This is a genomic window from Brevibacillus laterosporus LMG 15441 (assembly GCF_000219535.2).
Taxonomy (GTDB): domain Bacteria; phylum Bacillota; class Bacilli; order Brevibacillales; family Brevibacillaceae; genus Brevibacillus_B; species Brevibacillus_B halotolerans.
The window spans coordinates 2786335-2797898 of sequence record NZ_CP007806.1 but is presented as its reverse complement, the minus strand read 5'-3'; the positions used below and the strand labels follow the sequence as shown (position 1 = coordinate 2797898).

Below are 11564 nucleotides of genomic sequence, written 5' to 3'. Positions count from 1 at the left end.
AGTTACTACGCAGGTTGCTGCTAAGTAGCAAAGTAAAGCTGGTTGATAGGAAGTAATCCCTCTATTTTAGAATTTTAGGAAAAATGAATGCTTTCACCGATAGATATGTTTTCCTAATATTCGATTTCCTGTAATAAAAAAGGGATGTACATACCAGCTTTACACGGAACGAAACGATGATGGAATTCTATGAGGTGTAAATTTAAAGGAGGTATTAGATATGGGATGCCCTTCAGGATGGAGTGCAATTGGAAGCTGCAATGATAATTACACATGCGATTCAGTAAAATGCGGTAACAAAACAAATAAATGGAGACATGTTTACGTACGTTGCAAAAGCGGTAGTACAACAGATTGCTATTGGGATCAAAGTTATTACGCAGGTTGTTGCTAGATAATAACCTATAGTGGAGACTCCCTATCATTCTTGATAGGGAGCTTTCATTTCCATAATGTAATAGGAAAGAGGTGACTGTATGTCTTCATCGCGTTCTGAGAAAAAGGATTGGGGCATTTTATTTTCATTGCAGTGTACGAAAAAGGTCTTTCCTTTAATATGGAAGTGTACCTCCCTTTTAATGATCGCAACGATTTCAATGGCTATCATTAAAGCAGTCATCCCTCTTCTACAAATCTATCTAACCAAAACATTGGTCAATACGACGATGGATATCATTAATAAGAACGCCGACCTTACAGAAGGAGTGTTTCTTCTAGTTTTACAGATGGGGCTAGTTGTTGTTGGGCTTTTAATAAATAATCTTGATGATTTGATACGATTACGCATGTCTCAAAGGGTAAGCTATTATTTTGACAAGCTGATCATTGAAAAATCCTCTAAGCTGCCACTACTTTTCTTTGAAAATCCAGAAAATTATAATTACCTACATAGAGCCTCGGCTGGTATAGGAGCTCGAGGTCTTAAAATGAGCTTCTCTGTATTAGATGTCGTAAAAAATGTAATAACCTTAATAGGCTATTTGTATATTCTAGTTCAGCTACATTGGATTCTATTTGCCTGTATTTTATTGCTGGTACTTCCGCCGATTATCATCACTACCTGGCTTGGTAAAAAGCAATATACGCAAGCTCGGGAGTTCACAAGCACCAATCGTTTAATTTTCTATTTGTATCGCCTGTTAATTGAACGTGATACGGCTAAGGAATTACGTATTTTTGGTCATACAAAATACTTACAAGAAAAATGGGGAAATACCTATTGGAAATATGAGGATTCAGTTTACCGGCTTCGTAAAAAAAGTGTTTCGGCTGAACTTGGGAAAGGCGGGATAAATAGCTTAGCAGAAACAGCTTTTATAGCTGTGCTCCTTTGGTTCGGAAGTCAAGGGAAACTAACCATTGGTGACTATGTATCAATATCACAGGCCATTAGCTCAGCCATATCACTTATTCAATTCATTGCCTATAATTTAGGGCAGCTATATAACGAAACTCTTTATATTAAGGATTTCTTTGATTTTATGGAACTAGAAGAGGAAGAGCAGGAGCTGGCGATTGATCATACATTTTCTCTAAAGGAAAGGATCCGGGTCGAGAATCTGACTTTTACTTTTCCTAATCGTACAAAACCAGCGTTACATAATATTTCGTTTCAGATTAATAAAGGCGAAAAGATTGCTATTGTAGGTAAAAATGGTGCGGGTAAGAGTACGTTAATCAAATGTTTAGTCGGACTCTACAAAGTATCTGGAGGCAATGTTTATTATGATCAGCACAATATTAAGCATGTATCTATGAGACACATTATTAGTGCTATTTTCCAAGATTTCGTAACCTATAACCTAACAGTTAAAGAAAATATTGGGATAGCTGATGTGCAACATATTAATAATCAAGAGCGGTTAAAGAGTGCAACCAATCAAACAGGCGCCGATGAAGTCATTAATCAACTGTCAAAAGGCTACGAGACTGAATTGGGTACATCCTTTGCTGGAGGACAAGATATTTCAGGAGGCCAGTGGCAAAAAATTGCTTTGAGCAGAGCATTGTTTAAGCCAGCCGAGGTTATTATTCTCGATGAGCCAACAGCTGCATTAGATCCGATTGCTGAAGCACAGCTTCTAGAAAAATTTATTGAGATTACAGATAATAAAACCGCTATTTTCATCACTCACAGGCTTGGAAGCTGTAAAAATGTTGATCGGATTTTGGTTCTTAAGGACGGCAAACTCGTTGAAGAAGGCAATCATGAGGAGCTGATGCAAAGAAATGGGGAGTATGCAGAGATGTTCCGGTCGCAAGCACAATGGTATGCGGAAGTTGAGCATGCGACAGTGTAAGTACGCTTAGTATATGATTTGAAATAACCCAAAAGAGATGTTATTTTCTCAAAGTAAAAATGTAACCTAAATTCCTGATTAGCTCATTTGTTTGACATTAGCTCCTTACATGAGGTGGCTTTTCCGCAACAAATGGGCTTTTTTCTATGCAAGAACATAAGTAAACGCGGTAGGACTTTTTATACGGAAGGGGCATAGCGTTGGGTTATTATACAGCAACCTAAACAACAGCGATGCAAGCGACAGTTATGTAAACAAAAGCTATGCCAATACACCAGTCTACAAGATTGTCATTGACCCGGGGCACGGTGGAAAAGATCATGGCGCAAAGAGCGTCAGTGGTCAAGCTGAAAAGGACTTTACTCTGCAACTGGCACGAAAGGTAAAGGAGTTATCGGAGCAAGATTCGCGCATGAAGGTGTACTTGACCAGAAGCGATGACAGCTTTTTATCCTCGATTGATCGAAAGAGACCGGAATTTGCCAATCAGATGGGCGCAGATTTGTTTCTTTCCATCCATGGGAATACGTATACAGATTCCACTGTTTCGGGTACAGAAACGTACTTTTATCGTCCCGAATCTTTTCCGTTTGCTGAGAGCATACAAAAGGCACGTGATAGAAGCGACCGGATTTCACGATAGAGGGGTGAAAAAGGAGGATTTTTTCGTTGTCAAAGACACGGAAATGCCGGCAGTACTGCTTGAAGTAGGGTATGTAACGAATCCGATGGAGGAGCAAAAACTGTTGAAAGAAGATTTTCAATATCGCATTGCCACTTCGATTATCGAGGTAATTCAAGATTATCTATCAAACACAAGAGAGGAAGACTGACATGAGAAATAAAACTTTTGCAATTATGCTGACGGGGATCATCGCATTATAGCCCTTGCACCACTTAATCTTGGTCATAAGGTTCAATAAAATTGATTAAAAAACATTTGAACCAAAATCATATAGATAATTGTTCCCCCCGCTATAGAGAGGAGCATGTTTCTCCTCCAAATGTGAAGCATTGCAACTACAGCCACTGCAATAAATTCAGGGATTCCATGACTTCCAGAAAGTAAACTCACATTTTTAAAACAATAAATGACCAGAAGTCCAATTATTGCTGAAGGTAGAGCTTTACCTAAATACTGTACATACTTCGGTGTAGCTTTACCTGATGCAAAAACAATAAATGGAAAAAACCTTGTCAGCATAGTACCTAAAACAACCATCGTAATCGTAATAATTTCCTCGGTTAAATGCATTGTCATATCGTTTGAACCTCTTCTTTCTCTAATAACTTTCTAGTTAAGTAAGTAGCCCTAAAATTGCAATCATTGCAGGGATAATGAAATTGTTTTCACCAAAAATAATAAGGCAGACAATTGACATCCCAATCCCTATTAGAGAACTATAATGTTTTTCCTCTTTCAACCACTTTTCAATGAAAATAACAGCAAATAGAGCCGTCATAGCAAATTCCAATCCTTCTGTATTGAATTGGATAAGTGATCCAAAAATACCACGTACCTGCATCCTTACTATCATCTAACTAAACCTACATGACAGAGTACATAAAGAAATGTAATCGATCAGATAATATTCCGATTTATATAAGGTACTCATTACTGATCGTTTTACCTATTTAATATCTAAATTCCAAGGAGATCGTTACATGAACATATGGGAACTATTAGGAATCTCACCTACACTTGAAAGAAAAGTAATTAAACAGGCCTACGCTAATAAATTAAAATCTTATCATCCTGAACGCAATCAAGAAGGATTTCAAAACTTACGAAAAGCATATGAACAAGCACTACATAAAGTAAATTATTATAGAGAAGAAAAGCAACCTTTCCTAGCTAATCAGACAGTAAAGGATTGTGAATCAGAACTCGTAACAATAAAGAATGCCACACCCATTCATGAATCCGCTTTCTCTTATCTATCTACTGAAATGAGAAATCTTAGTGTTGATGCTGCTAGCAACCTTTTTATGAAGCAAATGGAAGCTTTATATAATAGTCCATCCAATCGAATTAATATATCTCTGTGGAAAGATTTACTGAATACTAAACAAGACTGGCAGCCTAGCTTAAAAAAATTACTAAGCGGGCGTGTGCTGACTTTCTTACAAGACAATTATTTTTTACCTCAGCCGGTATGGGTGTTGTTCAACGAGGTTTTCATGTGGAAGGAACAAGAAATACAATTATATGAATCCTATCCAGAAAATTTCATCGATCACTTATTGGAGAAAGTGACCAAAACTTGGGGATTACGCTATGAATTTTTTCCGAAAGACGCCGATATGGATAACTTTATCGAGTACCGAGACGACGCTCATGTTGCACTAACTAGCAATAATTTAGATTATTCCTACGAGTGTTTGTTAGCTGCACAGAAGTTATACACAAATGACCCTGATTTATTGAGATTGCTAGGGACATATTTTGTTCGCGTCGGCGAAAATGAACAAGCAATCGACACTTTTAACAAGCTTATTGATATTTACCCCGCTGACATAGACGGATTTATTAATCGTGCCAAACTGACTTTTGAGACTGGTGACATGAATCAAGCGTTCTCGGATTACCAATATATATTGGAGCAAATGCCTGATCACCTACAAGCAATGAACGGGTTAGCCCGTTGTTATTTATCGTATAATAGATTATTTGAGGCGAAAATACTGTTTGAGATTACAATTGAGAAACATCCGTACGATTTAGACTCAAGAATTTGGTTGTATAAAGTAAACAAGCTACTCTTGGAAAACACCCTAAATGAAGTAGCATGTTCCCCGAGCAATATCGAATTAAAGCTCACATTGGCACAACTTTATTATGACTTAGAATTGTATCAAGAATGCTGTCAGACGATCAGAGAGATCCAATCGCTTAGCACGCTTCATTCTGATATGTTTTTGCTGTGGGGGAAAGCTTTGTCCAAACAAGGCCAACTGAAGGAATGCTTGAAGATATTTAATAAAGCATTCGATCTTGCTCAAGGAGAAGGTCTTAATGGCTTTGATATTCTCGTTGAACACGGGATCGCTCATTTAAAATTGAAAAATGGTAAAGGCGCGATCAGCAAGTTGTCTGAGGCACTAAAAATCAAACCGGATGATACTCGAGTTCTAAGTCTTTTATCTAATGCTCATCAAATGATTAAGGATTGGGCTATAGGAATATATTTTGCCGATCGGGCTATTGAAGTTAATCCTTTGAATTGGAAACCTTATGTATACAGAGGGATTTGCCATTATAGATTAAAAAATTATAGAGAAGCAATACAAGACCATGCCGTCATGTTAGAACATGAATATCAATCGGAAGATGCTTGGTATCGAAAAGGCATGTGTCATTTTCAACTTCAACAGTATGAAGAAGCATCAGAGTGTCTGTCTAGGGCACTAGCATGGGGACATGACAAGTATACCTACTATTATCTAGCGACAGCTCACTATAAGAATAATGATTTTGAGTCTGCTTTAGAAGCTATTCAAAAATGTAAAGAGCATCACCCTGAAGATTCTAACGGATATGTAATAGAAGGTGATATTTATCGAGCAATAGGAGATTATAACGCTGCCAAGGAAGTCTACTGTAAAGGGTCAGAACTATTTCCAGATGATTATTACCCTTCTCAAAGAGCGCTATATGTTTTATTAAAGGAATGGAACAAAAGCGAATTTAAGAGAATTGATAAATTACTAGTTCGATTAATAAAATGTGAAGAATCAGATATGCAATGGGTACTGCTTGAAGGTATCCGATTTCTATTGAACGCCAAATCTTGGAGGAATGCACTGATTTTGACGGAAAAATATATCAAACTGCATAGTAAGAAAGGCAATTTTGTACCATTAGTTCAGTTTTATTCAGGCGTTGCTTATTTTCACGAGGGATTATGTAAGGAAAGTCTTACTCATTTGGAACAAGCCTACAAATCAGGTCATCGGAACTACATTAACATTTACTTAAGCTTGGCATATTATCAAACAAAGAATATGGAAAAGGCCCTAGTTTATGCTGAGCAAGCATGTCTGGACGATCCAGAAGATAAGGATTATCAATTGTGGTATGAGCAAATTCAACATCATGTTAATGGTAAGAGGGTTCTTTGGGGTCTGTTCAAAATTAAATTGAAGTCTGTAAAAATACCTGAAAACATCTATCTAGAGCATCAAGATGTAGACGAAATAGAAGATTTCCACTACATACAAGACGACAATGAGTGAAGGGATGAACCAAATCATGACAACGAATACTACTCTAACAAATCCCGCGAGTAAGATTACATTATGGTGCTATGGGCTAGCGGCTGTGATGAATGAAATGAATGGTCTTAAACTCAAAGATAATTATAAGCTGAACAAGAGTAAGGAAAATATACGAATACATAAACATTCCTTGGCGCGAGATTGGGGAATTGAGAACAAGGAAGATTTACTTCAATCGCTCCAATGGTTATTAAATGAAGGACATCGGCACTCATTTGATGAAATGAAGTTTTTTCTCTCCACGTTATCTGAGAGTGATCAATTACATTATATTGAGTCGATCCCTAAGACAAGTGAGACATATAGAGAATATTACATTGTAAGGGCATATATGGACAGACTTCCGTTAGCAGGAATTGCTGCGTGGGATTGGGGTAGATATGCTCACTTATGTCGGATAGGAGCTTTTGTTGGCTACCTTTCAGATGATGAGGTCCTAGAACTCGTAAAACATGTTGCCAGGATTGCTCAACAACAATACTCAAGCTGGCAAGAGTTTGGAACAAGCTTTCTAATAGGAAGACAATTCTGGTGGGGACAGACAACTAGTGAGAGTGCTGTGACAATGGCACGTTTTGTACGGAATTTGATCATACATCCAAACAGCGTGTGGAATCGTTTAGATTGGAATCAACCATTGAATTAGCTAAGATCATCTCCTACGCTTACCGGGGGTTAAGCATAATTAGTAGGATAATTCTCTCCTAATCGTCTATCAATAAGTAGAAGAATAATGCAAGTGCCAGAATAATATAATTTGAATAAATAATTATTCTGGATCATAATATTCCTATCTATATATTTAGGAGGGCTACTATGATTCTTATATTTGAAGCTATCGTTTTAGTTGCAGGTCTTTTCTTTTTTAAGAACAAAGTAAAACATAATGTTTGGGAAGCCATAAAAACTTTTTTAATTGTTTGCTTGTCCGATATTGTAATAATTCAATCAGCATTTTTTGAAAATTTTAGTGATGATTCTAGGATCATTTTCTTCTTTGCTGCTATGATTGTATTTTTGGGTATTACTGTTTATAAATTTAACGAAAAGAGATATCCAAGCCAAGACGAGCAAGCTTAAAAATAATGAGAAAGATTAACTTTTTGTTTTAAATTTTAGAAAGAAAAATTATGCCTTTCTAATCAATATCCAAGGTATCCATTACAATAGTTGTTGCTATGTTTACTTAAATATCGCTTCCGTAGAGCATACGGAAACCCAATACATAGGGATTGATTCAGTAACGGTTGAGTAAAAGGAATATTTTCATCAAACGATTTGTACTGTCTATGACTCCTATTTAGTTAATTGAGTAATTATGAACATTTTAAGAGAGTATGACAATCTTGATTTATGGTAATGAATTAGGAAAAGGGCTAACTCTAAAAGATGGCCCTTTGATCCTTCCTATATTAAACCGTAATACGTGTGATTGAGATGATTGGCACTAGTAGGCACATCAAGTGTATAGGCCCTTCGACACCATGTGAATTTATCAGTCTGATTGGTGGTAATGAAGTGTATTTATACTTTAGAAAAAAGTCTAGCAGTATGTCGGGCACCTCTATATACGTGTTTCTAGTATGCCAGATTCCAGCTTACCCTGACGGAATGTTCAGACGTTCTTTATTTAAAAAATTTAGCTTCCTTTCGATTGATCTATATAATACTTTAAGTTGACTGTGGTATAATGTGTTCAAATAATAGTTCTAATAAAAAACGTCTTACTTTTTATTAGGAGGTCCTAATGGAAAAATACAAAGAGGAAAAAGTGAAACATTTATATAGAGGCAGATATTATAGACTCATAAATGATACAAAAGCACATGAATACACATCTTTATATTATAAAACGTTTAGTAATCAACGAGTATCACTACAAATATTGGGTCAAAACACTTGCAATGAGGTAGAGATTGATAATATTCCTATTGCAATTCAAAAGGTCTTGTTGGAAGAAGGCTTTTATTCGGAGGAAACTCTTGAAAGTTAAAAGCAGTGCAGTATTCTTTTCAATATTTTTGGGGTAGGAGATAATAGGGTCAAATAATATCTTGTAAAGATCGGAACAGATCTTTCGATTAAACCTTTAATTTATCAACGTTCTAAATTAGAAATATCCTAATAGTAGATATAAAATCCTACACCTGGAAACCGTACTATTAACTATTAATCAAAATAAAGCCAACCAAATATTTTCTAACGGTTGGCTTTGTCTTTATTTTAGATAGATGTTGATTTATAATAAAGTTTGATTGGAAATAACTCTAAACTCTTGATTTCACTGCATATAAAAAGCCAACGTTTTGAATAAAGTTTGATCAAAACGTTGGCTTTCCTTTAATTTCAAGACCTGTTTTTTTATAAAAAAGATTGATTATTTTGATCCTCCTTATTCCACTAAAGCACCCGATAGTTGAAGAATGAAATTAAAGCCTTTCCCCAAGTGATCCGTTCTCAAATTCAAATTTAGCTGTCTATACAAAATTTAGACCCTTAGCGAGCCACGGAAGCCCCTTGCAGCATAGTAGGATTCTGCTCCATTGTGGTACACAAAGACAGTGTCGTAGCGACGATCACAAAAGATCGCCCCACCGAGTTTTCTAATATTAGCAGGTGTTTGCACCCAGCTCGACGTTTTCATATCGAAATTTTCAAGTTTCTGCAGCTCCCGGTATTGTTCTTCCGTTAAAAGTTCAATGCCCATGGTAGTTACCATATCAATAGCGTTATTTTCTGGTTTGTTTTTTTTCCTTGACTCCAGTGCTTCACGGTCGTAACAAACGCTTCTGCGACCTTTAGGACTTTCCGCTGAACAATCATAAAAAATGTATTCGCCCGTCTTTTTATCATGGCCAACAACATCCGGTTCACCGCCAGTTCCCTCCATTTCATTGAGCGACCACAGTTTTTCAGTATTAGCTTCAAGCTTAGCTTGTACTTTAGCCCATTCAAGACCCTTATGGCGGTTCATGTTTTTCTCAAAACGGGCTTTCAAAGTCCCGAGTAGTTCCTCACGTTGTTCTAGTGACAACTCCTTATTTTTCTTTGTCATATTAGTTTCCCCCTTATTGTTTTTACTCATAATGGTTTAAGGACTAAACTGCTCCGTTAGTTCAATAAAAAATTCAATTTCTACTAAATAATATAACCTACTTATGATAGGGTTCACCGTAATTGATCTTCAACTATCCTGCACCGTTAATTTAAGAAATTCAACAAAAATAGCGATAAATCCTTGTTGTATCAATGCCCCTGGATAATTGAAGATCGTCCGCAATTCGAGGCTGATTTTAACATCTTACATACTTGCGTTTAAATCCAAGCTTTCCTTTATCGACTTCTTTTTGAATTCTTTCGTAAGCATTTAGGAAACTGCTTTCAAAACAACATAATTATCGGTAATTATTGGTATTAAAAAGATAATAGGAAGATTCCATAATAAATATACGTCTTTTTATATCAACTTCAGTAAAAAGTTATCGAAAACTTGTGGAGTTAGTATAGTTTCATGGACACCTCTTAGTTAAGTCCTTACAATGAAAACAAGAGGAGATGAGTCCGGATGGAACACAAAAAAACGAACGAGAGATACAATGAAAATTTTAAAAGAACAGTGGTAGATCTTTATCACTCTGGTTACTCTGTAAAGGAATTATCTAGCGAATATGGTATTTCAGAAGTCACTATTTACAAATGGATCAAAGAATTTACTCTTCTCGGAGAAGCAGGACAATCTATTGCACCTAAAGAGATTGCTACTATGCAGAAGGAAATGCTTCGATTGAAACAGGAAAATGAAATTCTAAAAAAGGCTATGGCCATATTCGCGAAAAAGTAGAAATTGCAGAACTGAATCAATTTATTGCAGCAAACAGAGAAAAGTACTCTGTACAGACTATGTATGAGGTACTCAATCTTTCTAGAAGTACATACTATCAATTCCAAAAGAAAGAGCACTCTCCACGTCATAAAGAGAACCAACTGATTACAAAGAGAATGATTGAAATTTATCAGGATAGCAAGGGACGTTATGGTGCTCTCAAGATTCACTATCTTTTGAATAGAGAAGGCTTTTCTATTAGCCAGAAAAAAGTGCAACGATTAATGATTAAGGCCGATATTCGATCCATTACGCGTAAGAAATTCCGCCCACAAGGAAGCAAAGACAGGGTTATGGAGAGACCTAATCTACTTCAGTAAGATTTTAAAACAACATCTAGTAACGAGAAATGGGTAGCAGATATTACGTATATTCATACTCTTCAGGATGGTTGGTGTTATTTGGCATCCGTTCTTGATCTACATTCTAAAAAAATCATAGGATACTCTTTTTCACGTCATATGACAGTGGATGTAGTTTTGCATGCATTAAAAAACGCCTATGATACTCAAAAACCCGCAAGGGATTTGGTACTTCATACTGATTTAGGTGCCCACTTCTTGAGGTGTTTTGTATCCTAGACTACCATGTATTCGGGTTCGGTTATACCAACCTTCTATATATGTAAAAAGCGCAAGCTTTGCGGATTTATAATCAATGTAAGTCACATGGTTTACTTCTTCTTTCTTCAGAATGGCATGGAACGATTCGATACAGGCATTGTCATAGGGACAGCCCTTTCTGTTACATGAGTGAACAATGTGAAGTTGCTTAACATATTGCGTGAAATCCTTGCTTGTATCTTTCAAAGAAAAGTATCCTAGTACTTAACTTAATTGTGTCCAAGATATTGACTCAAATCCATACTTATACCAAGAAAGCCATTAGAAGAGGAATCGACTCTCCATCGAATGATACTTCATATTTGTGAAAGTAAAATTGAAGAAAAGTAGAAATGTTTGTATACATAGGTAAATATAACTAGATTATATGGTTGTTTAAAAGATCATTTTCGAAACATTGATAATAAGAGTATAAATCTATTCTATGAGAAGGTGTTTGATTATTAACAAATACGAGATGTTACTATCAAGACTGTTCAA

9 protein-coding genes and 4 pseudogenes are annotated in these 11564 nt (G+C 36.1%); 8 read left to right on the top strand and 5 right to left on the bottom strand.

Annotated elements, in window-relative coordinates; genetic code table 11:
* The first annotated feature begins 476 nt into the window (after positions 1-476).
* The 3 genes from BRLA_RS12240 to BRLA_RS24685 all read left to right on the top strand — a co-directional run bounded on the left by BRLA_RS12240 (position 477) and on the right by BRLA_RS24685 (position 3133).
* Entirely contained in the window at positions 477-2300 is a 1824-nt protein-coding gene (locus BRLA_RS12240) for an ABC transporter ATP-binding protein (RefSeq protein ID WP_003336361.1), read from the top strand.
* A 181-nt stretch (positions 2301-2481) separates the two neighbouring features.
* On the top strand, positions 2482-2943 hold the full coding sequence (locus BRLA_RS24690) for an N-acetylmuramoyl-L-alanine amidase family protein (RefSeq protein WP_338012095.1): 462 nt from the start codon (positions 2482-2484) through the stop codon (positions 2941-2943).
* 4 nt (positions 2944-2947) lie between these two features.
* Positions 2948-3133, top strand: a complete 186-nt coding sequence (locus BRLA_RS24685) for an N-acetylmuramoyl-L-alanine amidase family protein (RefSeq protein ID WP_238547445.1) — start codon at positions 2948-2950, stop codon at positions 3131-3133.
* Between the two features lie 83 nt (positions 3134-3216).
* Here BRLA_RS24685 and BRLA_RS12230 read toward each other — a convergent pair whose 3' ends face one another.
* Together BRLA_RS12230 and BRLA_RS12225 are read right to left on the bottom strand one after the other, a co-directional pair.
* Positions 3217-3561: a branched-chain amino acid transporter permease gene (locus BRLA_RS12230; protein WP_003336363.1), complete on the bottom strand. Its 345-nt coding sequence runs from the start codon at positions 3559-3561 to the stop codon at positions 3217-3219.
* Positions 3558-3820, bottom strand: a pseudogene (locus BRLA_RS12225) (branched-chain amino acid transporter AzlC); the annotation flags it as partial. The gene BRLA_RS12230 and the pseudogene BRLA_RS12225, both read right to left, overlap by 4 nt.
* Positions 3821-3965: 145 nt before the next feature.
* On the opposite strand from BRLA_RS12225, the gene BRLA_RS12220 reads away from it, so the two are divergent.
* From BRLA_RS12220 to BRLA_RS12205, 4 genes are all read left to right on the top strand, one after another.
* Positions 3966-6536, top strand: coding sequence for a J domain-containing protein (locus tag BRLA_RS12220; RefSeq protein ID WP_003336365.1), 2571 nt, complete (start codon positions 3966-3968; stop codon positions 6534-6536).
* Positions 6537-6552: 16 nt separating this feature from the next.
* Positions 6553-7224 (top strand): DUF1266 domain-containing protein, encoded by a 672-nt coding sequence (locus tag BRLA_RS12215; protein WP_003336366.1) that lies wholly within the window; start codon positions 6553-6555, stop codon positions 7222-7224.
* A 170-nt stretch (positions 7225-7394) separates the two neighbouring features.
* A complete protein-coding gene (locus BRLA_RS12210) occupies positions 7395-7658 on the top strand; it encodes a hypothetical protein (RefSeq protein WP_003336367.1) in 264 nt (87 codons plus the stop codon).
* Positions 7659-8325: 667 nt separating this feature from the next.
* Positions 8326-8571 (top strand): hypothetical protein, encoded by a 246-nt coding sequence (locus tag BRLA_RS12205; RefSeq protein ID WP_003336370.1) that lies wholly within the window; start codon positions 8326-8328, stop codon positions 8569-8571.
* A 495-nt stretch (positions 8572-9066) separates the two neighbouring features.
* Here the strand turns inward: BRLA_RS12205 and BRLA_RS12200 are convergent, their stop codons facing one another.
* The gene (locus tag BRLA_RS12200) at positions 9067-9633 is read right to left on the bottom strand and encodes a DUF4256 domain-containing protein (protein WP_003336371.1); all 567 of its coding nucleotides are present in this window, start codon (positions 9631-9633) and stop codon (positions 9067-9069) included.
* A 238-nt stretch (positions 9634-9871) separates the two neighbouring features.
* Positions 9872-9961, bottom strand: a pseudogene (locus BRLA_RS23735) (DNA alkylation repair protein); the annotation flags it as partial.
* 182 nt (positions 9962-10143) lie between these two features.
* Here BRLA_RS23735 and BRLA_RS24680 point away from each other — a divergent pair.
* Positions 10144-11021 (top strand): annotated as a pseudogene (locus BRLA_RS24680) (IS3 family transposase); the annotation flags it as partial.
* On the opposite strand, the pseudogene BRLA_RS12185 reads toward BRLA_RS24680, so the two are convergent.
* Positions 11007-11261: pseudogene (locus BRLA_RS12185) on the bottom strand (transposase); the annotation flags it as partial. The pseudogenes BRLA_RS24680 and BRLA_RS12185 overlap by 15 nt on opposite strands.
* Positions 11262-11564: the final 303 nt, after the last annotated feature.

What these genes read in the sequence shown, in the direction of transcription:
- BRLA_RS12240 (WP_003336361.1), top strand. Translation starts at nt 477, where the DNA reads ATGTCTTCATCGCGTTCTGAGAAAAAGGATTGGGGCATTTTATTTTCA.
- BRLA_RS12230 (WP_003336363.1), bottom strand. Translation starts at nt 3,561, where the DNA reads ATGACAATGCATTTAACCGAGGAAATTATTACGATTACGATGGTTGTT.
- BRLA_RS12220 (WP_003336365.1), top strand. Translation starts at nt 3,966, where the DNA reads ATGAACATATGGGAACTATTAGGAATCTCACCTACACTTGAAAGAAAA.
- BRLA_RS12215 (WP_003336366.1), top strand. Translation starts at nt 6,553, where the DNA reads ATGACAACGAATACTACTCTAACAAATCCCGCGAGTAAGATTACATTA.
- BRLA_RS12210 (WP_003336367.1), top strand. Translation starts at nt 7,395, where the DNA reads ATGATTCTTATATTTGAAGCTATCGTTTTAGTTGCAGGTCTTTTCTTT.
- BRLA_RS12205 (WP_003336370.1), top strand. Translation starts at nt 8,326, where the DNA reads ATGGAAAAATACAAAGAGGAAAAAGTGAAACATTTATATAGAGGCAGA.
- BRLA_RS12200 (WP_003336371.1), bottom strand. Translation starts at nt 9,633, where the DNA reads ATGACAAAGAAAAATAAGGAGTTGTCACTAGAACAACGTGAGGAACTA.